The organism is Pseudoxanthomonas sp. 134C1 (assembly GCF_057773065.1).
Genome location: NZ_JBYMTH010000002.1, coordinates 64281 through 84120 on the forward strand (window position 1 = coordinate 64281; position 19840 = coordinate 84120).

General features: G+C 66.8%; 25 protein-coding genes. 11 read left to right on the forward strand and 14 right to left on the reverse strand.

Annotated features, from left to right (window positions below; all coding sequences use genetic code 11):
• Positions 1–14: 14 nt before the first annotated feature.
• The gene (locus AC3DEZ_RS04150; RefSeq protein WP_447105238.1) at positions 15–203 is read right to left on the reverse strand and encodes a DUF1674 domain-containing protein; all 189 of its coding nucleotides are present in this window, start codon (positions 201–203) and stop codon (positions 15–17) included.
• Between the two features lie 39 nt (positions 204–242).
• On the opposite strand from AC3DEZ_RS04150, the gene ygfZ reads away from it, so the two are divergent.
• Together ygfZ and ubiM are read left to right on the forward strand one after the other, a co-directional pair.
• Complete coding sequence (gene ygfZ, locus AC3DEZ_RS04155) at positions 243–1091, forward strand: CAF17-like 4Fe-4S cluster assembly/insertion protein YgfZ (protein ID WP_488387104.1); 849 nt, start codon at positions 243–245, stop codon at positions 1089–1091.
• 87 nt (positions 1092–1178) lie between these two features.
• Entirely contained in the window at positions 1179–2417 is a 1239-nt protein-coding gene (gene ubiM, locus AC3DEZ_RS04160) for a 5-demethoxyubiquinol-8 5-hydroxylase UbiM (protein ID WP_488387105.1), read from the forward strand.
• 1 nt (position 2418) lies between these two features.
• Here ubiM and AC3DEZ_RS04165 read toward each other — a convergent pair whose 3' ends face one another.
• The 8 genes from AC3DEZ_RS04165 to AC3DEZ_RS04200 form a co-directional block, all read right to left on the reverse strand.
• Positions 2419–2961: an NADPH-dependent FMN reductase gene (locus AC3DEZ_RS04165; protein ID WP_488387106.1), complete on the reverse strand. Its 543-nt coding sequence runs from the start codon at positions 2959–2961 to the stop codon at positions 2419–2421.
• Between the two features lie 87 nt (positions 2962–3048).
• A complete protein-coding gene (locus AC3DEZ_RS04170; RefSeq protein ID WP_488387107.1) occupies positions 3049–5304 on the reverse strand; it encodes a thiamine pyrophosphate-dependent enzyme in 2256 nt (751 codons plus the stop codon).
• Positions 5305–5321: 17 nt separating this feature from the next.
• Positions 5322–5972 carry a glutathione S-transferase family protein gene (locus AC3DEZ_RS04175; RefSeq protein WP_488387108.1) on the reverse strand — a complete coding sequence of 217 codons (651 nt, stop codon included), beginning with the start codon at positions 5970–5972 and terminating at the stop codon, positions 5322–5324.
• Entirely contained in the window at positions 5962–6468 is a 507-nt protein-coding gene (locus AC3DEZ_RS04180) for a nucleotidyltransferase family protein (RefSeq protein WP_488387109.1), read from the reverse strand. The genes AC3DEZ_RS04175 and AC3DEZ_RS04180 overlap by 11 nt, the downstream gene beginning before the upstream one ends.
• Positions 6465–7016, reverse strand: a complete 552-nt coding sequence (locus AC3DEZ_RS04185; protein ID WP_488387110.1) for a GNAT family N-acetyltransferase — start codon at positions 7014–7016, stop codon at positions 6465–6467. The genes AC3DEZ_RS04180 and AC3DEZ_RS04185 overlap by 4 nt, the downstream gene beginning before the upstream one ends.
• A complete protein-coding gene (locus AC3DEZ_RS04190) occupies positions 7013–7564 on the reverse strand; it encodes a GNAT family N-acetyltransferase (RefSeq protein WP_488387111.1) in 552 nt (183 codons plus the stop codon). Before AC3DEZ_RS04190 ends, AC3DEZ_RS04185 begins: the two co-directional genes overlap by 4 nt.
• 123 nt (positions 7565–7687) lie before the next feature.
• Entirely contained in the window at positions 7688–8851 is a 1164-nt protein-coding gene (locus AC3DEZ_RS04195; RefSeq protein WP_488387112.1) for an acyl-CoA dehydrogenase family protein, read from the reverse strand.
• Positions 8852–8990: 139 nt separating this feature from the next.
• Complete coding sequence (locus AC3DEZ_RS04200; protein ID WP_488387113.1) at positions 8991–9812, reverse strand: glycine zipper 2TM domain-containing protein; 822 nt, start codon at positions 9810–9812, stop codon at positions 8991–8993.
• 171 nt (positions 9813–9983) lie between these two features.
• Between AC3DEZ_RS04200 and AC3DEZ_RS04205 the strand changes: the two genes are divergently transcribed.
• Together AC3DEZ_RS04205 and AC3DEZ_RS04210 are read left to right on the forward strand one after the other, a co-directional pair.
• Complete coding sequence (locus tag AC3DEZ_RS04205) at positions 9984–10217, forward strand: DUF6116 family protein (protein WP_488387114.1); 234 nt, start codon at positions 9984–9986, stop codon at positions 10215–10217.
• Position 10218: 1 nt separating this feature from the next.
• Positions 10219–10986 carry a TatD family hydrolase gene (locus tag AC3DEZ_RS04210; protein WP_488387115.1) on the forward strand — a complete coding sequence of 256 codons (768 nt, stop codon included), beginning with the start codon at positions 10219–10221 and terminating at the stop codon, positions 10984–10986.
• A gap of 4 nt (positions 10987–10990) precedes the next feature.
• On the opposite strand, the gene AC3DEZ_RS04215 is transcribed toward AC3DEZ_RS04210, so the two are convergent.
• Positions 10991–11791 (reverse strand): tRNA threonylcarbamoyladenosine dehydratase, encoded by an 801-nt coding sequence (locus AC3DEZ_RS04215; RefSeq protein ID WP_488387116.1) that lies wholly within the window; start codon positions 11789–11791, stop codon positions 10991–10993.
• Between the two features lie 76 nt (positions 11792–11867).
• On the opposite strand from AC3DEZ_RS04215, the gene AC3DEZ_RS04220 reads away from it, so the two are divergent.
• Both AC3DEZ_RS04220 and AC3DEZ_RS04225 read left to right on the forward strand, forming a co-directional pair.
• Positions 11868–12305, forward strand: a complete 438-nt coding sequence (locus tag AC3DEZ_RS04220) for a hypothetical protein (protein WP_488387117.1) — start codon at positions 11868–11870, stop codon at positions 12303–12305.
• Positions 12306–12467: 162 nt separating this feature from the next.
• A complete protein-coding gene (locus AC3DEZ_RS04225; protein WP_295377226.1) occupies positions 12468–12947 on the forward strand; it encodes a glycine zipper 2TM domain-containing protein in 480 nt (159 codons plus the stop codon).
• 121 nt (positions 12948–13068) lie between these two features.
• On the opposite strand, the gene AC3DEZ_RS04230 is transcribed toward AC3DEZ_RS04225, so the two are convergent.
• Positions 13069–13278: a cold-shock protein gene (locus AC3DEZ_RS04230; RefSeq protein ID WP_141453200.1), complete on the reverse strand. Its 210-nt coding sequence runs from the start codon at positions 13276–13278 to the stop codon at positions 13069–13071.
• Positions 13279–13512: 234 nt separating this feature from the next.
• Here AC3DEZ_RS04230 and AC3DEZ_RS04235 point away from each other — a divergent pair, with 234 nt between their 5' ends.
• From AC3DEZ_RS04235 to arsC, 3 genes are all read left to right on the forward strand, one after another.
• On the forward strand, positions 13513–13998 hold the full coding sequence (locus tag AC3DEZ_RS04235) for a DUF456 domain-containing protein (RefSeq protein WP_488387118.1): 486 nt from the start codon (positions 13513–13515) through the stop codon (positions 13996–13998).
• A 70-nt stretch (positions 13999–14068) separates the two neighbouring features.
• On the forward strand, positions 14069–15235 hold the full coding sequence (locus tag AC3DEZ_RS04240) for a phospholipase A (RefSeq protein WP_488387119.1): 1167 nt from the start codon (positions 14069–14071) through the stop codon (positions 15233–15235).
• Complete coding sequence (gene arsC, locus AC3DEZ_RS04245; protein ID WP_488387120.1) at positions 15235–15663, forward strand: arsenate reductase (glutaredoxin); 429 nt, start codon at positions 15235–15237, stop codon at positions 15661–15663. The genes AC3DEZ_RS04240 and arsC overlap by 1 nt, the downstream gene beginning before the upstream one ends.
• Before the next feature lie 71 nt (positions 15664–15734).
• Here the strand turns inward: arsC and AC3DEZ_RS04250 are convergent, their stop codons facing one another.
• Genes AC3DEZ_RS04250 through AC3DEZ_RS04260 form a run of 3 tightly spaced genes read right to left on the reverse strand, consistent with a single transcriptional unit; the run spans position 15735 to position 18343 of the window.
• Positions 15735–16367, reverse strand: coding sequence for a glutathione S-transferase family protein (locus AC3DEZ_RS04250; protein ID WP_488387121.1), 633 nt, complete (start codon positions 16365–16367; stop codon positions 15735–15737).
• A 32-nt stretch (positions 16368–16399) separates the two neighbouring features.
• Positions 16400–16819 (reverse strand): hypothetical protein, encoded by a 420-nt coding sequence (locus AC3DEZ_RS04255; protein WP_488387122.1) that lies wholly within the window; start codon positions 16817–16819, stop codon positions 16400–16402.
• 6 nt (positions 16820–16825) lie between these two features.
• Positions 16826–18343, reverse strand: coding sequence for a fumarate hydratase (locus AC3DEZ_RS04260; protein ID WP_488387123.1), 1518 nt, complete (start codon positions 18341–18343; stop codon positions 16826–16828).
• Positions 18344–18455: 112 nt separating this feature from the next.
• Between AC3DEZ_RS04260 and AC3DEZ_RS04265 the strand changes: the two genes are divergently transcribed.
• On the forward strand, positions 18456–19352 hold the full coding sequence (locus AC3DEZ_RS04265) for an RNA polymerase sigma-70 factor (RefSeq protein ID WP_488387124.1): 897 nt from the start codon (positions 18456–18458) through the stop codon (positions 19350–19352).
• 38 nt (positions 19353–19390) lie between these two features.
• Positions 19391–19837, forward strand: a complete 447-nt coding sequence (locus AC3DEZ_RS04270) for a carboxymuconolactone decarboxylase family protein (RefSeq protein ID WP_488387125.1) — start codon at positions 19391–19393, stop codon at positions 19835–19837.
• Positions 19838–19840 lie beyond the last annotated feature (3 nt).

The window sequence follows — 19840 nt, forward strand, 5'->3', positions numbered from 1 at the left end:
CTCAATGCTGCGGATCAGAAATCGATGCAGCGCCCGTTTTTTTCCCAATCCCCGTAGCGCGTCGGTTCAGGACCGTCGCGCCCCCCGATTTCCTTCTGCGCTGGCGCCGTTGGCGCGCGGTCGCCGGAAGGGGCGGCAGGCGCGTTTTCGGACGGCAGTGTTCCGGCGTCGGCATCAGGGATGGGAGTTGTTTCGCCTATCATGGGGGTCTCGCAATGCACAAAATTTTAATCCCCACCCCCTTGGCTGACAACCTGCCCCCTCCGGAAACACCCGCGACAGTGCTGTCCGACCATGCGGTCCTGAGCCTGGAAGGCCCTGATGCCGTGGCTTTCGCGCATGCCCAGTTCAGCAGTGAAGTGGCCTCGCTGCCGGTCGGACAGTGGCAATGGAGCGCCTGGTTGACGCCCAAAGGCCGCGTCATTGCGCTGTTTGCCCTGGCCCGTCGCAGCGAAGAGGAGTTGCTGGTGGTGGTGCCGGATTACCCGGCCGACGTCCTGGCCGCCGCCCTCCAGCGTTACGTCTTCAGACGAAAGTTGAAGATCGCCGTGCGTCCGGATTTGCCGGTCCGGGGCGTGATGGCGCTCGCCGAGCAGGCCAGCGGCGCCCTGCTCGGCCAGTCCGGCGATGCCCTGGAACTGGATCGAAGCGATGCCGGCGGCGCACGCCATTGGCGGATAGGCGGCGAAACACCTGCCGCAGTCGCCGAGGCGGCCGATTGGCGCAGGCACGATCTGCGTCATGGCCTGCCCCGCCTGCCCGAAAGTCAGCGCGAGCAGTGGACGCCGCAGCAACTGTCACTGGATCGGCTGCAAGCCTACAGCGTCAAGAAAGGCTGCTATCCGGGTCAGGAAATCGTCGCCCGCACCCATTTCCTCGGCAAGGCCAAGCGAGCCCTGGTTCTGTTCGAGAGCGATGCGCCGCCCGATCCCGGCATCGCGGTCACCGACGGTGCCCGCGATATCGGCGAGATCATCTGCGCGCAGGCCGGCGCTCCCGCGCTTGCGTTGGCGGTGATGCCGCTGGAGCGCGAGCCCGTCGCGCTGATCGCGAACGGCATCGTGCTGAAGGAAATCCCGTTGCTGGACTGAGGCGGTCCGCGCGAGCTTGATCCAGGTCAATTACGCGCGCCGGCGGATGCCTACACTGCGGACAGTTCCCCTCCGCGAGGATGTTGCATGCGTCACGACGTGATCATCATCGGTGCCGGCCCCGCTGGATTGTGCCTGGCCAGGGCGTTGTGTCAGCAATCACTGAACGTCGCGCTGGTCGAACGGCAACCGGAAGCAACCATCGCCGAGCCGGCCTTCGACGGCCGCGAGATCGCGCTCACCCACGCGTCGATCCGCCTGCTGCGAGAGCTCGGTGTGTGGGAGCACGTTCCGCAGGACGATATCGCCCCGCTGCGCGCGGCACGGGTCATGGACGGCGAATCGCCCCATTGGATGACCGTGGAAAGCGGATTGGTGGGAAAGGAACAACTGGGCAGCCTGGTTCCGAACCACCGCATCCGCGAGGCGGCTTGGCGCGCGATCCGGGACCTGCCGACACTGGACTGGTTTCCGGGCGCACAGGTCGAATCGGTGCGGACCACGCCGGCGGAAGCGGAAGTCGTGCTGCAGGACGGGCGGTGCCTGCAGGCATCGCTGCTGATCGCCGCCGACAGCCGCTTCTCCGAAACCCGTCGCGCACTCGGCATCGGCGCGAGCCAGTACGACTTCGGCAAGAGCATGCTGGTCTGCCGGATGCGCCATGAGCTTCCCCACCATGGCGTCGCATGGGAATGGTTCGGCCATGGCCAGACCCTGGCGATGCTGCCGCTGCGCGAACACCTGTCGTCCGCGGTGCTGACCGTGCCGCACGCCGAAGCCCGGCGTCTGCAGGCGCTGCCGGCCGACGACTTCGCCGCGCAGATGCGCGAACGCTACGGCAATCGCCTGGGCGCCATGGAACTGGAAAGCAGCCGCCACGTCTACCCGCTGGTCGGGGTCTATGCGCGACGGTTCGTCGGCCAGCGCTTCGCCGTGGTCGGCGACGCCGCGGTGGGCATGCATCCGGTCACCGCGCATGGGTTCAACCTGGGCCTGGCCAGCGTGGAACGCCTGACCGACATGGCGCGCATCGCGCGCGCGCAGGGACGCGACCTGGGCAGTGATGCCCTGTTGGCGCGCTACCAGCGCCGGCATCGGGCGGGCAGCCTGCCGCTCTATCTGGCGACCGGCACCGTGGTGCGCGTGTTCACCGATGACCGCGCACCGATGCGCAAGCTGCGGGAAACGATCCTGCGCGCCGGGCAGCAGGTATTGCCGTTCCGGCGCCTGCTGGCCGCGCAGCTGGTCGACGAGGCCCCGCTGGATGCGCCGTTGCCGGCGCGCCTGCGCCACGGATTGGCGCAATTGCTGCCGCGCCGCGCCTGATTCAGCGCAGCCAGGCCTCGAAGCGATCCAGGAAAGACAGCAGCCGCCGACGGGCGCGCTCGTCCGTGACGTCGCCCTCCGTGTCGAGCAGTCCTTCCTTGAACTGGATGGCGATCTCCGGTTGCGGCAGCACCGCCACGTCCACCGCCGCCAGCACGTTGCGCAGGTGCTGCTGCGAGGACACCGTGCCGTGCATGCCGGGCGACGTGCCGATGATGCCCGCGCGCTTGCCGGCGAAGGTGGTGCTGCCGGCGGGACGGCTCGCCACGTCGATGGCGTTCTTCAACACGCCGGGCATGGAACGGTTGTACTCGGGAGTCACGAACAGCAGTGCGTCGGCCTGCTCGATGCCCTGCTTGAAGCGCAGGCCCGCCGCCGGAAAATCCGCATCGTCATCCTGGTTGTAGAGCGGCAGTTCGCCGATCTCCAGGGTCCGGAACGCGAAGCGGTCGCCGGCCAGCCGTTGCACCGCGCCGGCCAGTTGGCGGTTGAAGGAATCCTTGCGCAGGCTGCCGATGATGATGGCCACGGCCGGTGCTGGCATGGGGAACTCCTGCTGCGGTGAAAGGGCTTCGAGCATAGCAGCACCGCGGCTGAGCGAAGGCCGCCCGGCCGCGGTGCCATGCGCTGCTCAGGCCAGCCGATCCGCCGCCGCCACGATGTCCTCGTCACCCGGCAGCACCAGGAACGCGGCACCCGCAAGCGGCGTATAGGTGTCGATGCCGACCACGCGCTGGAACGGGCGGGCGCGATAGCCACCCTCGGCGATCGCGGTGATGACGCCCTCGCCCACGCCAGCCGAATGGCGGCCCTCGTCCACGACCAGGATGCGCTTGGCGGTCGCGGCCTGTTCGACGATGAACGCCTCGTTGAGCGGCACCAGCCAGCGCAGATCCACCACCCGCACCTTCCAGCCGTGCTTCGCCTCGATGGCGCGCGCGGCGCGCAGGCTCATCGGCACGCCGTTGCCGTAGCTGAAGATGACCAGATCGTCGGCCTCGGCGTCGTACACGCGGCCTTCGCCCAACACCATCGCCTGCTCCTGCGCGGGATACGGGAACAGCCACTGGCCATCGCCGGGCTCGTACAGATCCTTGGTCATGTACAACGCGATCGGTTCGAGGAAAGCGGTCACCCGGCCATCGACCTTGGCGAGCGCCGCCAGCGTGCGCAGCATCATCGCCGCGTCGTCACCGCGCGAGGGGCAGCCCACGACCAGGCCGGGGATGTCGCGCAGCGCGGTAATCGAGTTGTCATTGTGGAAATGCCCGCCGAAGCCGCGCTGGTAACCCAGGCCGGCGATGCGCACCACCATCGGATTGCGGTACTGGTTGTTGCTGAAGAACTGCAGGCTGGCGGCCTCGCCGCGGATCTGATCGCAGGCGTTGTGGAAGTAAGCGAGGTACTGGATCTCCGGCAGTGGCAGCATGCCCAGGTTGGCGTAGCCCTGGGCCAGGCCGAGGATCATGGTTTCGTCCAGCAGCGTGTTGAACACGCGGCTGCCCTTGAACGCCTTGTGCAGGCCCTTGGTGACGGTATACACGCCGCCTTTCTGCGCCACGTCCTCGCCGAACAGCAGCGTCTCGGGATACTTGCAGAACAAGTCGTGCAGCGCATTGTTGATCTGGATCGCCAGGTGGCGCGGCGGCAGCTTCTCCGGCAGCTTTTCCTCGCTGCCGAACGCGGCCACGCGCTTGTCGTGCGGCGCAGGGCGCGCGGCTTCGGTGGCCACCTTGTCCGGGGTGTACGGCGCCAGCGGCGCGATCACTTCCTCCAGCGTGGTGATCTTGGGCCGGCGATCGGCTTCCTCGGCGGCCGCGAAGCAGCGCCGGCGGATGTTCTCGTAGAACGCCAGCAGGTCGTCGCGGCTCATCAGGCCGGACTCCAGCGCGATGGCCGCGGACCGCAGCAGCGGATCGGTGGCTTCCACCGCGACCAGTTCCTCGATGGGCCGCCATTCGATTTCGAAGTCGGTGCCGGCGTGGCCCATGATCCGGGTGGTGCGCAGGTGCAGGAAGGTCGGGCGGCGGGTGTTGCGGCAGTGCTCGACCGCCGCCCGCACCTGGCCGTAGCCGGTCGCCAGATCCAGGCCATCGGCGTAGAAGTAGTCCAGATCCGCGCGATCGCGGAAGTTGCGCCCCACCCAGCCGTCGGGCGTCTTCACCGAAATGCCGATGCCGTTGTCCTCGCACACGAACAGCACCGGCGCCGGCAACTTCTGGTAGGCGGTCCAGGCCGCGGCGTTGAATGCGGTCTGGGCGGTGGCGTGGTTGCTGGAGGCATCGCCGAACGAGCAGATGGCGATGCTGTCTTCCGGAATCGGCGAGGCATGGCCGATGCGGCGGGCCTGCTCGATGGCGACCGCCGTGCCCAGCGCCTTCGGCAGATGCGAGGCGATCGTCGAGGTCTGTGGCAGCACCCACAACGGCTTGCTGCCCCAGACCTTGTGGCGGCCACCGGAGGCCGGATCCTCGGCGCTGGCGGCGAACGACAGCGCCGAATCCATCACCGGATCCATCCCCGGCAGCTTGCGGAAGCGTTCGGCCATGAAGCCGCCGCTGCGGTAGTGCAGGAACGCCGGATCGGTGTGCCGGGTCAGCCGGGCGACCATCGCGTTGCCTTCGTGGCCGGAGCTGCCGATGGTGTAGAAGACCTTGTTCTGAACGCGCAGGACGCGCGCCATCAGATCCAGATGGCGCGAAATCAGCTGGGATTCCAGCAGGTCCGCAAAGCCCTGCCGGTCCAGCGCGCTGCCCGGCAGGATGGCGGAAGCGGAACCACCACCGGAATGGCCGTTCCAGGCCTTCACGAACTCGGTGAAATTCTGATCGCAGATTTCGGCGCGGTTGAGGCCCTTCATGCGGGCGGGAATGATCTGGGCGGTCATGGCACTCGTGGGTGGATTCAGGAATTCGCCAGACGCTCGGCGACATCGTCGGCGATCGCTGGCATGGGTATGAAACCCGGCGTTGCGCTCACGCGCGCCAGCCAGGCGGAAACACGGGGAAACTTCGACAGTTCGAAACCGCCATCGGCGGCGCAATGCGTATAGGCGAACAGGGCGATGTCGGCGATGCCGTAGTCTTCACCGGTGAACCAGTCGGCCTGCTGCAGGTGACGCTCCATGACGGCCAACGCCTGTTCACCGCGCTCGATCAGACGCGGCAGATCGGCGCGACGCGGCGAGTCCGGTGGCGTCCAGCCACGGATGAAACGGGCCACCGCGACATAGGGCTCATGACTGTACTGCTCGAAGAACAACCAGCTCATCGCCTGCGCGCGCTGCCACGTATCGGCAGGCAGGTACGCGCTGCCTTCGGCCAGCCAGCACAGGATGGCGTTGGACTCGGTCAGGACACGGCCGTCGACGCGCTCCAGCATCGGCACCTTGCCATTGGGGTTCTTCGCCAGATAATCCGGTGTGCGGGTGGCACCGTTCGGGCTGTCGACTTCCATCCACTGGCAGGGGCGCCCCAGTTGTTCCAGCAGCAGGCGTACCTTGTGGCAGTTTCCCGACACCGAATAGCCGTGAACGGTGAGGATTTCAGTGGACATGAGGCCCCCGGACGGCGGTGAGTCCGGCGATGCGCGCGGCCTTGGCCAGATCCTTCTCGCGGCCGAACAGCGTCAGGATCCGCCACTGCTCCGACAGCGCGGGCACGGGGATGGCGTGACCGTTCACCTCCACCCGCAACTCCGACGCGACCTGCACGGGCTGCCAGTCGCCCGCCACGCGGACTTCAAGATCGCCCATCACTTCCAGCGGCATCGGCAGATGCGCGAAGCGTGCGAAGCGGGATCGGAAACGGCCGTCGTCGGCAGGACGATAGTGATCGTCGCGATGCGCGGTCCACGCTTCGACCAGGGCATCGGCATCCCGCGCGCTGCACAGCAGATCGACATCGTTCGGCTCCGGACCATCAACGCCCGCCAGGCGCATCGCGGTGCTGCCGATGACCCACCAGGGATCGCGGAAGCACACGCGTGCGATCGGCACCAGGCCCGCCAGCGTGGCCATCAGACGCGTATCGATGGAAGCGGGTGCGATCACCCGCCGCGTCCCGCGCGCCACCCGTCGCGGCTCTGGCCCCAGACATCCAGTTCGATCGACTCGAATGGCGGCGGCAACCGGGTCTGGCGCAGCTTGCGCGACCCCAGGCGCTCGGCCAGTTTCTGCGACGGCACGTTTTCCGCGTCGATGCAGTGGATGATGTCGGTCCAGCCCAGGTTGTCGAATGCCCAGTCGATGGCCGGCCGCGCCGCCTCCAGCGCATAGCCCTTGCCCTGGGCTCCCCGCCGGAGCGACCAGCCGACTTCGTTGCCCGGCCAACCTTCCGGCTTCCACGGTCCCAACTGGCCCAGCCATTCGCCGGTGGCGCGTTCGATGATCGCGAACATGCCGAAACCGTCGAGCCACCAGGAACCCGGCTGCCACAGGAACCGGCGCCAGGCTGCCGGACGGCTGACCGCGCCGCCGATGAAGCGGGCCGCTTCCTCGTCGGCCTGGAGTTCGGCGAAACCATCGAAATCCTCGCGTCGCGGCGGGCGCAGGATCAGACGTTCGGTTTCCAGCCTCAGTTCGTCGATGCCCCGGCTCATGCGGCCCTTCCTCCCTGCGCGAACCACTGCTCGCGTGATTGTCCCCAGATTTCGACCGGCTTGCCTTCATGCGGTGCCGGCAGCTCCCCCATGCGCAGGTAGCGCGAACCCAGTTTGGCCGCGACGTTCTTGGAGTTCTGGTTGTCAGGATCGATCGTGTGGATCACCTCGTCCCAGCCCAATTCGGCGAATGCCCAGTCGGCCGCCGCGCGCGCCGCTTCCGGCGCGTAGCCACGGCCCCAGGCCTCGCGGGCGATGCTCCAGCCGATCTCGGTGCCGGGCCAGCCGAGCGGACACCACGGCCCGACCCGTCCCACCCAGCGATCGCTGGCCTTCTCGATCACCGAGAACATCGCGAATCCTTCCATCTGCCAGCAGCCGACCATCGCCGCCAGGCTGCGGTAGGCCATCGAGCGCGGCTGCACACCGCCGATGTAGCGGGTGGCCTCCTCGTCGGCGACGAACGCCGCCCACGGCTCATAGTCCTCGCGGCGCTGGGGCCGCAGCCACAGGCGCTCGGTTTCCAGTTGCAGATCGAAGATGCTCAAGGTCTGCCCCTCATTTCGCGGCGGAACGGAGGGCGCCGGGCCGGCGATACGGGCATGGTGCCCGCACCGCGTTCACCCGCCGCCCTTCGCAGCGCCCGCCGCACCCGCGGCGGGCAAATCGGTTCAGAACGCGCTGATCCCGGTCAACTCACGGCCGATGACCAGCTGGTGCACGGTCTCGGTGCCTTCATAGGTGATTACCGATTCCAGGTTCAACGCGTGGCGGATCGCGGCGTGCTCGGTGGTGATGCCGGCGCCGCCGAGCAGATCGCGGCACTCGCGTGCGATATCGATGGCCATGCGGCAATTGTTCCACTTGGCCAGCGACACCTGCTGCGGCTGCAGCGTGCCGGCGTCCTTGAGCCGGCCGAGCTGCAGCGACAGCAGCTGTGCCAGGGTGATCCGACGGGCCATCTCGGCCAGCTTGATCTGCGCGCTCTGGGTCGCCGCCACCGGGCGGTTGAACAGGATGCGTTCCTTGGAATAGTTCAGCGCCTCGTCCAGGCAGGCGATGGCCGCGCCGATCGGGCCCCAGGTGATGCCGTAGCGGGCCTGGGTCAGGCAGCCCAGCGGCCCCTTCAGGCCCTTCACGTTCGGCAGGCGGCTGGAATCGGGCACCCGCACGTTGTCGAAGAACAGCGCGCTGGTCACCGACGCGCGCAGGCTCATCTTGTGCTTGATTTCCTGGGCGGTGAAGCCGGGCGTGCCCTTCTCCAGCACGAAGCCCTGGATGCCCTCGTCGGTCTGGGCCCAGACGATCGCGATGTCGGCCAGGTTGCCATTGGTGATCCACATCTTGGAGCCGTTGATCACCCAGTCGTCACCGTCGCGGCGCGCGCTGGTCTTCATGTTGGCCGGATCCGAGCCACCGTGCGGCTCGGTCAGGCCGAAGCAGCCGATCACCTTGCCGGCAGCCATGTCTGGCAGCCAGCGCTGGCGCTGCTCTTCGCTGCCATAGGCATAGATCGGATACATGCACAGCGAGGACTGCACGCTGACGAAGCTGCGGATGCCGCTGTCACCGCGTTCCAGTTCCTGGCAGATCAGCCCGTAGCTGACCCCGTTCAGTCCGGCGCAGCCGTACTTTTCCGGCAGCGACGAGCCCAGCAGGCCGAGGTCGGCGATCTCGGACACGAGTTCCTTCGGGAACCGGCCCTGATCGAACGCCTCGCCGATGATGGGACGCACGCGCTCGTCGGTGAAGCGGGCCACGGTGTCCTGCACCGCGCGCTCTTCTTCGGACAGCAGGGAACGGACATCAAACAGGTCGTACGGATTCAGGGCCATGCGGGATTCGTGCCGGTTCGGACAATCCCGCATTGTATGGGTTGCTCCGTCCGGGCGGTAAGCCTTCAGGTCGTAAAGGAAAGGCCGGCATTTCGCCGGCCTTTCGGGGGGTGTTTCGTGGAAACGTCGGACGCCGGGCTCAGCCCTTGCCGGGGGTGGCCGCCGAGGCGGTCTGGGTGACCACCTTGCCGTCGATCACCGGCAGGCGATCGCTGTCCGGCTTCTGGTCCATGCGCAGGGTGTTCTCCTGCCCATCCAGGCGGTAGGTCACGTCGTAACCGACCACCTTCTCGCCGTTGCCCATCGCGATACGGCTGCCCGGCTTGCCGTCCATCCGCATGGTACCGGTGGTGCCGTCCGGATTGCGGTAGGTGACGTTGTAGCCGGTCACCCGCGAGGACTGCGAGCTCGCGGTCTCGGTGTGGCACTGGCGCTCGGTACGCTCGACCACCCGGCCACCCACATGGCGCTTGTCCACCTGGTTGCCGATCACGCCACCGGCCACCGCGCCGGCGACAGTCGCGGCCTTGCGGCCACTGCCCTTGCCGACCTGGTTGCCGAGCAGGCCACCGATGACCGCGCCGGCCACGGTGCCGCCGGTGTTGCCGTCACGCTCGGGCAGGCGCTCCTGCACGACCACGTCCTCGCATACTTCATGCGGCGTGCTGGTGGTGGTGGTTTCGCGCACCGGCTCGGTGCCGATCACGGTCGCGTAGAGCTTCTCGCTGGTGGTCACCGGCTTGACGTTGAGCACGTCCGCGTACTGCAGGGCGTCGGCCGGGATCACGTTGTCGGTGGCCGCGGCATCATCCGTGGCCAATGCCGGATCGGCCAGCGGGGCGGTCTCCACCGTCGGCGTGCCTGCCGCCTTGTCGCCGCCCTTCATGAAAGCGGCGGTTGCCACGCCGCCCACCAGCAGCGCGCCGGCAGCGACCAGAATCATAGTGGTGTTGTTCTTCATCGCAGCCTCCATTGCGGGCCTCGCCCGAGTCACATTACCGCATCATTCCACCACTACGAACCTGAACCAAGCCCCGTTTCCTGCAGACGAAATCGTACTTTTCGTGAACGGCGGCGCAGTCCCGCGCGACGTGCTAGCGTGTTGCCCCATCGTCCCTGCGGAGACCGCGCCGTGGCCAATCCCCTCCTGTTGCCCGTGCTGGAATGGGCACGGAAACTGCGTTATCCGACGCTGTTCAAGATCACTGCCGGATTGTTCGCCCTGAGCGTGCTGCTGCCGCCAGGCATCGATCCGATCCCGTTCCTGGACGAACTGGTGTTCGGCCTGGGCACGCTGCTGCTGGCCAACTGGAAACGCCGCAAGGATCCGGCTCCGCCGCTGGAATCCGGACGGCCATCCCGCTGACGTGCGGTTGATCGACAGTCATTGCCATCTCGACGCGGCGGAGTTCGATGCGGATCGCGAAGCGGTGATCGCCCGCGCGCGCGCGGCCGGCGTCGTCCACCAGGTCATCCCGGCGGTCGAGGCCACCGGCTGGCCCGCGCTGCATGCGTTGTGCCGGGACGCGCCGGATCTGCACCCGGCCTACGGCCTGCATCCGATGTACCTGGCCCGGCATCGCGAGGAACATCTGCCGTTGCTGCGCGGGTGGCTGGAACGCGAACGCCCGGTCGCGGTCGGGGAATGCGGCCTGGATTACTTCGTCGATGGTCTGGATCACGCTGCCCAGCAGCACTGTTTCGAAGCGCAATTGCGGCTCGCGCGGGAATTCGACCTGCCGGTGATCGTCCACGCGCGACGCGCCGTGGACGCGGTCATCGCCACCATCCGCCGGGTCGGCCGGTTGCGCGGCGTGGTGCACAGTTTCTCCGGAAGTCCGGAACAGGCGCGCCAGTTGTGGAATGCCGGCTTCCTGATCGGCCTCGGCGGCCCCGTGACCTACGACCGCGCGCAGCGGCTGCGCGGCCTGGTCGCGACGATGCCGCTGGAATACCTGCTGCTGGAAACCGACGCGCCGGACCAGCCGGACGCGGCGATCCGCGGCCAGCGCAATGAACCCGCGCGGGTGTCCTTCATCTGCCGGACCATCGCGCAACTGCGTGGCGAAACCGAAGACGGGATCGCCGCCGCCACCCGCGGGAATGCCACCCGCCTGTTCGATTTGCCCGCCTGACGGCTCAGGCCGCGGGCTTCTTTTCCTTGAGCAGCAATTCCAGCGCCTTGCCGACCATGGCGAAGGCGAACGCGCCGGTGATGTGGGTCGCCGCCCCCAGTCCGACACCGCAGTCCAGCTTCAGGGCCGCGTCCGCGCCCAGTTGCGGGCGCAGCCCGCAGACGCTGCCATCGGCCTGCGGATACTTGACGTTCTCCAGCGAGTAGACCGCCGTGACGCCGAAATAGCGATCAGGGTTCTTGGGGAAGTTGAACTCCCCGCGCAGCTTCTTGCGGACCAATGCCAGCAGCGCGTCATGTTCGGTGCGGGAAAGATCGCGCAGGCGGATCTGGGTCGGGTCGGTGCGTCCCCCGGCGGAACCGGACACGAGGATCGGCAGCTTGCGACGCCGACACCACGCAATCATCTCGACCTTGGTGCGGAAACTGTCGCAGGCATCCAGAACCAGATCGAATCCACGGTCCAGCAATTCCTCCAGATTGCCGCCGGTCAGGAACGCCGGCACCACCTCGACCTCGATGTCCGGATTGATCGCCCGGCAGCGCTCGGCCATCGCTTCGGCCTTGTTTCGCCCGTACTGCCCCTCCAGCGCCGGCAACTGGCGGTTGGTGTTGGAGACGCAGATGTCGTCGGCGTCGATCAGGGTCAAATGGCCGATACCGGAACGCGCCAGCGCCTCCACCACCCACGAACCGACGCCGCCCAGGCCGACGACGGCCACACGCCGGCCGGCATAGCGGCTCACCGCGCCCTGCCCGTACAGGCGGTCGATGCCGGCGAAACGATCCTTGAGGGTTTTCTTCATCCGGCAATTGTAGTCATGGCGCGAGGTGTGACGCGCGTCGTAACATGGCACGGACTTTTCCAAAGGAGCCCGCCGCATGGCCAGCCAACCGACTGCCAAGTCGTCCAACGCTTCCCGCTACCTGTTCCTGTTCCTGATCGGCCTGGTGATCGGCGCCGTGGCCACGGTGATGGCGATGCGCGCGATCCAGGCCCGCCAGGATCCATTCCCCGACAGCGTCATGCACGTCATGCAGAAACATGCCGGCCTGTTGGGCGACAAGGTGGCGCAGAACCGCTGCGCGGCCACGGACACGGTGCCGCACGTGCGCGCCCTGCGCACGATGGCCAATGATCTGGAACTGGCGCTGCCCGGCCTGGCCGAGGATCAGCGTTTCGTGACCCATGCCAGCGACTTCCGCGCCAAGCTCGACGCCAGCCTGGCCACGCCGCCGACCGATTGCACGGCGGCCAAGACGCTCGCCGATCAGGTCAAGGAAAGCTGCAAGGCCTGTCACCAGGATTTCCGCGGCTGAATTGCGGCTGACGCCGCAACGTCGCGATGACCGCCCTGGATGGCGCAGTTGTCGCGGGGTTCACGCAGGCAGCGCGAGGATGCGGTCGACCGGGCCGCATCCCGCGCCACCCCGGTTCTGATTGATACGTCCAAGACCGGACCACGTGAACCTGGAGGACCCATGAATCTTCGAATGTTTGCCATCGGCGCCGTTGCTTCGCTGGCGCTGGCCGGTTGCGCCACCAGTTCGCCCGGCTATGGCGGTGGCGGTTACAACAGCGGCGGTTACCGTCCGGCCCCCTCGAACAACTATTGCGCCGACTGCGGCATCGTCGAGCGCATCGATGTCGTGTCTTCCGGCCGGTCCGCGCCGGGCGCCACCGGTGCGATCCTGGGCGGCATCGTCGGCGCCGTCGCCGGCCGCCAGATCTCCGAACACACCGGCGGCAGCAAGGGCAACAAGAACATTTCCACCGTCGCGGGCGCCGCTGCCGGCGCGATGGCGGGCAACGCCATCCAGAACCGCACCACCGGCGACTCCTACAACATCACCGTGCGCATGGACGACGGTCGTCGCCTGACCTTCACCCAGCACGATCTCGGCGGCATCCGCGAGAACACCTACGTGCGCGTGCAGAACGGCCGGGTGGTCCTGCGATAACAGGTACACAGGTACCTCATCCGGCGGCATGCATTTCCGCCGCGCAAAGAAAAAGCCCGACCTGAGTCGGGCTTTTTCTTCGTGTCCGGTCGTGACAACCGGCGCGAATCTTGTCGAGACCTTACAGCGGCTGCACGGCGTCCGCCTGCAGGCCCTTCTGGCCCTGCACGACGGTGAAGCTGACCTTCTGGCCTTCCTTCAGGCTCTTGAAGCCCTGGGTCTGGATGGCGCGGAAATGCACAAACACGTCTTCACCGTTCTCACGGCTGATAAAGCCGAAGCCCTTGGCATCGTTGAACCATTTCACGGTTCCGGTTTCACGGTCGGACATCTACTTGCTCCTTGGAACTCTGGGTGGTGGAAACGCCTATCGGCGGCTGGTTGCAAGGAGGAAGCGAGGTACAACGATGTAGCGGATCATGGATCTACCGCATCTAGGCCACGATTCACGGTGACCTTGGCAAACACAGCGAGCGCACACTAACCCGCAATTTGTGAAAATGCAAACCGTCCGCAGGCACCCGAAACGGCGCCCAACCCGTTGATTCGACAAGGAGAATTTCGCTTGGACCTGACCACCCTGTACTACGTGCTGGCCGTCGTGCTCATCCTGGTCGGGTTGGCCGGGGTCATCCTGCCGGCGCTGCCCGGCCTGCCGCTGGTATTCGCGGGCATGCTGCTGGCCGCCTGGGCGGGCGATTTCCAGCAGATCGGCTGGGTGCCGCTGGTCCTGCTGGGCCTGCTGACGGCGTTGTCGGTCGCCGTGGATTTCTTCGCCACGGTGGTGGGCGCCAGGCGCGTGGGCGCCAGCGGCAAGGCGCTGCTCGGCGCGGCGGTGGGCACGTTTGCCGGCCTGTTCTTTGGTCCCATTGGTCTGTTTGCCGGACCATTCGCGGGCGCCCTGCTCGGCGAGTTGTGGCACAGCCGCGAGATTGGCCAGGCCACCAAGGTCGGCCTCGGCACCTGGCTGGGCATCGTGCTGGGCGTGGTGCTGAAGCTGGGCCTGGCCTTCGCGATGCTGGGCTTGTTCCTGTTTGCCTGGATCTTCTGAACTGCGGCCTCGTCACTCCGCTGTCGGGCACAATCCCCCGGCCGTCTTCCTCCCCTTCCGGTTGCAACTGATGACACCCCCCCCGACCCGGCACCTGCTGCCGTCCCTGATCGCAATGACCCTGGCCGCCACGCGGGCCTTCGCCCAGGAACCTCAACCCGATGTCGTGAGTCCGGAAGCGTGCCGGGCCATCGAGACCGACGCCTCCCGCCTCGCCTGCTATGACGCCGTGTTCGGGCGCAAGCCGTCGGACACCCGCGCGGCCGACGCCGAGGCCAGCGCGGCGCGCAGCAGTCTGGACGAGCAGGCGGTGCAGACCCGGCAGCCGCCCGATGCCGGCGTGGAGCGCAGCGAACGCCGCCGCCTTGGCGCCTGGTTCCGGACCGACGACCCGATGTTGAAGGAAGCCCTGGCCAACGCCGGCAAGGGTTCGCTGCTGGACAGTCGCTGGGAGCTGGCCAAGGACTCCAAGCTGGGCGTGTTCCAGTTGCGCGGCTACAAGCCGCTCTATCTGATGCCGGTGTTCTGGACCAGCGACAAGAACGAGATGCCGCACTCGCCCAATCCACGCAACACGGTGACCGAGCCGCAACCGCTGGACAACACCGAGGCCAAGTTCCAGTTGAGCTTCAAGACCAAGTTCGCCGAGAACCTGTTCGGCGACAACGGCGATCTGTGGGGCGGCTATACCCAGAGTTCGCGCTGGCAGGTCTACAACGGCGAGGAATCGCGTCCCTTCCGCGAGACCAACTACGAACCGGAAGTGATGCTGGTGTTCCGCAACAACTACAGCCTGGGTGGCTGGAAGGGACGCATGGCCGGGGTGGGCATCAACCACCAGTCCAACGGCCGAAATGATCCGCTCTCGCGCAGCTGGAACCGGGTGATCTTCACGGTCGGCCTGGATCGCGAGAACTGGGCACTGGTGCTGCGTCCCTGGTGGCGCGTGCCGGACGGCAACGACGACGACAACCCGGATATCGAGGACTACATCGGTCGTGGCGACGCGATGCTCACCTACAGCAAGGGCGGCCACGAGTTCACCGTGCTGGCCCGCCACTCGCTACGCACCGGCGACAAATCGCATGGCGCGTTGCAGCTGGATTGGGGCTTTCCGATCCATCGCAGTTTCCGCGGCCACATCCAGGCGTTCCACGGGTACGGGGAAAGCCTGATCGACTACAACCACAAGGCCACCTACATCGGCCTGGGCATCTCCCTGCTGGAATGGTACTGATGAACGAGGTGACGATTTACCACAACCCCGCCTGCGGCACTTCGCGCAACGTGCTGGGCCTGATCCGCAACGCCGGCATCGAACCGCGGGTGGTGGAGTATCTGAAGACACCGCCGGATCGCGGCACCCTCACCACGCTCATCGCGCGCATGGGCGTGCAGGTGCGCGCCGTCGTGCGTGAAAAGGAAGCCATCCACGCCGAACTGGGACTGGATGAACCTGGCGTCGACGATGCCACGCTGATCGAGGCGATGCTCGCCCATCCGGTCCTGATCAACCGCCCCATCGTGGTGACGCCCGACGCGGTGAAGCTGTGCCGTCCCTCCGAGAGCGTGCTGGACATCCTGCCGCAGCCGCAGCGCGGCGCCTTCAGCAAGGAAGATGGCGAGCCGGTGGTGGACGCGACCGGACAGCGCATCCGGCCATGACGCGGAGCCCGCTCCGCTGAGCTGTCGTTCCAACTGCGCGGGGTCGGGAAAGCCCGGCCCCGCGCCATGGCTCAGGTCCAGTCGGTCAGCCCCTCGCGGGCATAGACTTCCTTGAACGCCGGGCGCGCCTTCATGCAAGCGGCGTAGGCCTTCAGCACCGGCCAGGTGTCGGAAGGCTTCGGCATGTTGCGCGACCAGCGCATCAGCATGGTGGTCATGAAATCGACCACGGTGAGCCGCTCCCCCACCATCCAAGGACCGCTCGCTTCCAGATGATCGGCCACGCGCTGCCACGCGGCCTCGATGCGCTGGCGCGCGTGCGTGCGCACGGCCTCGACGTTCTCCACACCGGCGATTTCGTCGGAGTAGAACCAGGCGCGATAGGCCGGCAGCAGCGTATTCGCCATGAACAGCATCCACTGGTAGTACCGCGCCCGCTCCAGCGTACCCGCCGATGGCGCCAGTCCGGCTCCGGGATGGAGATCCGCCAGATGCAGCAGGATCGCGGCCGATTCGGTGATGATCTGTCCATCCAGATCCAGCGCCGGCACCACGCCGGCCGGATTCACCTTCAGGTAACCGGGCGCCTTCTGATCACCCTTGTCGAAGTCCAGCAGATGCAGTCGATGAGGGACATCCAGCTCGATCAAGAGCCAATGCACGACCAGACTGGCAGTGCTAGGGGAGTAGTACAGGGTGGTCATTCGCGCTTTCTCTCCATGGAGCAGGTGGCAACTCAACGCACTGGGGGATCGATAGGCGCCAGTACCCGTGTCCCGCACCGGGGACATGTTTCAGTCGGCGACATCAGGGAATACGTCACTCCGGGCACGGGAGCCCTACAACTCACGCACAGGAATTCTCTCGCCTCCGCTTCCCGTGGATAGGAAGCCGCAGAACGGACACCGCGCTCGTCTGCCTCCACTACCCACCATTTGTATTTCCAGTCATAACGGGCGACGCCGTGGATTTCGAGATCTTCCTCATCATCCGAAGCATCCAATGCGATCAGCGCCATCCCGTCTTCAAGTACCAATCCGGCGTCCGAAAGGGCCTTGAGCGAACCATAGGTATTCAGAACCACCGCGATCCGCAATCCGTCGCAGGGCCCGCGGACGAGCCCATTGAAATCAGCATAGATGCGCGGGACCGCCATGCATTCCTACGCAACCACCACCGGAATCTTGCCGATGCGCGCCTGCCACTCCTTCGGGCCGGTGTTGTGCACCGAGGTGCCCTGCGAGTCCACGGCGACGGTGACCGGCATGTCCTGCACCTCGAACTCGTAGATCGCTTCCATGCCCAGATCGGCGAAACCGACCACGCGCGCGCCCTTGATCGCCTTGGACACCAGGTAGGCCGCGCCGCCAACCGCCATCAGGTAGGCCGACTGGTGCTTCTTGATCGCCTCGATGGCGGCCGGGCCGCGTTCGGCCTTGCCGACCATGCCCAGCAGACCGGTCTGGGCCAGCACCTGCTCGGTGAATTTGTCCATGCGGGTGGCGGTGGTCGGACCGGCGGGACCCACCACTTCGTCGCGCACCGGATCGACCGGACCGACGTAATAGATGAAGCGTCCCTTCAGATCCACCGGCAGCGGCTCGCCCTTGTTGAGCATGTCGACCATGCGCTTGTGGGCGGCGTCGCGACCGGTCAGCAGCTTGCCGTTGAGCAGCAGCACTTCGCCGGGCTTCCAGCCGGCGACATCCTCGCGGGTCAGCGTGTCCAGGTCCACCCGGCGGCCCTTGGAGGCGTCATAGGTCAGTTCCGGCCAGTCTTGCAGCGACGGCGGATCCAGCATCACCGGGCCGCTGCCGTCGAGGGCGAAATGCGCGTGGCGGGTCGCCGCGCAATTGGGAATCATCGCGACCGGCAGGTTGGCGGCATGGGTCGGGTAGTCCTTGACCTTGATGTCCAGCACCGTGGTCAGGCCGCCCAGGCCCTGCGCGCCGATACCCAGCGCGTTGACCTTCTCGTACAGCTCCAGTCGCAGTTCCTCGGCCCGGTTGGAAGCGCCGCGGGCCTGCAGATCGGTGATGTCGATCGGTTCCATCAGCGCTTCCTTGGCAAGCAGCATCGCTTTCTCCGCGGTGCCGCCGATGCCAATGCCGAGCATGCCCGGCGGACACCAGCCCGCGCCCATGGTCGGCACGGTCTTGAGCACCCAGTCGACGATGGAGTCGGACGGATTGAGCATGGCGAACTTCGACTTCGCCTCCGAACCGCCGCCCTTGGCGGCGACGATGACGTCGACCGTATCGCCCGGCACGACCTTGACGTTGACCACGCCCGGCGTGTTGTCCTTCGTGTTGGTCCGCTTGCCGGCCGGATCCGCCAGCACCGAGGCGCGCAGCTTGTTGTCCGGATGGTTGTAGGCGCGGCGCACGCCCTCGTGGACCATGTCCTCCACGCCCATCGTGGCGTCGTCCCAGCGCACGTCCATGCCGATTTCCAGGAACACGGTGACGATACCGGTGTCCTGGCAGATCGGCCGGTGGCCCTCGGCGCACATGCGCGAGTTGATCAGGATCTGGGCGATGGCGTCCTTGGCCGCCGGGGATTCCTCGCGCTCGTAGGCGGCGGCGAGATTCCTGATGTAATCGACCGGATGGTAGTAGCTGATGTACTGCAGCGCGTCGGCGATGGACTGGATGAGGTCTTCTTGCTTGATCGAGGTCATGGAGCCTGGGGCCGGGGCTGCCGGTGGGTAGCGGGCGGAGCCTGCCATTTTAGGCCAAAGTGGCGGCCCGGCCGGTTGTCACGCTTTGCCACCCTGCCCCGTCCTGGCCTCCATGAACGCCGAAACCACCTTCCAGAGCCACCGTTCCCGCCTGTTTTCACTCGCCTACCGGCTGCTGGGCAGCCGCAGCGACGCCGAGGACGTGGTCCAGGACACCTGGCTGCGCTGGCGCCAGGCGGATACGGCCGCCATCCGCGATCCCGAAGCCTGGCTGGTCACGACGGCCAGCCGGCTGGGCATCGACCGGCTGCGCGCGGCCAAGCTTCAACGGGAACGCTATCCGGGTCCCTGGCTGCCGGAACCCGCCGATGTCGACGACAGCCCGGGCCCAGAGCAAGGCGCCGAGTTGGCCGAACAGGTCTCGTTGGCGTTCCTCGCCGTCCTGGAACGACTGGGTCCGGAGGAGCGCGCCGCTTTCCTGCTGAAGGAAGCCTTCGACTACGAGTACGCCCACATCGCGGAACTGATTGGCCACAGCGAAGCCAATTGCCGCCAGATGGTGCACCGCGCCCGCGAACGCCTGCAGGCGGCGCGGCCGCGCTTCGACGTGGCGCCGGCGCGGCATCGCCACCTGCTGGAGCGGTTCATGCACGCCGCGCGCGTGGGCAACCGCGAGGCGATCACCGAACTGCTGCACGAAGACGCGCGGCTGGTGTCCGATGGCGGCGGCAAGGCCACCGCCGCGATCCGTCCGCTGCTCGGCAACGAACGCATCGCCCGCCTGTTCTGGGCCGCCTACCGGCGCCCGCAACCGGAGACGGAATGGTGCATGGGCCGCGTCAACGGCGAACCGGCGGTGCTGCGTTATCGGGATGGCCGCCTGGTGTCGGCGATGGTGGCGATCAGCGATGGCGAGCGCATCGTCGAACTGCTGACGGTGATGAATCCGGACAAGCTGCCGCCGCTCGAACGTGTCACGCGCGTGGACACGCCACCGTCCCTGGGGTGAAGCGCGACATTCCGTCCGCGCATCCCGAGCACATCCCGATGTCCCTCCCCCGTGTCGACTACACCGCCCTCGCCAGCGATGCCTACAAGGGCCTGCTGAAAGTCAGTCATGGCCTGCACCACGGTTCGCTGGACGCCGTCCTGCTGGACCTGGTCAAGCAGCGCGCGTCGCAGATCAACGGCTGCACCTTCTGCCTGGACATGCACGGCAAGGCCCTGCGCGAATCCGGCATCGATCCGCGCAAACTCGACACCCTCGCCGCCTGGCACGAGAGTCCGTTCTACGACGCCCGCGAACGCGCCGCGCTAGCCTGGACCGATGCGCTGACCCGTGTCGGCGAAACCCATGCCCCCGACGAGATCTACGCCGGCCTGCTGCCGCATTTCGATGACACCCAGATCGCCGAACTGACCTTCGTCATCGCCGTCATCAACGCCTGGAACCGCATGGGTGTCGGACTGCGTTCGCCGCTGCCGGGAACCTGAACA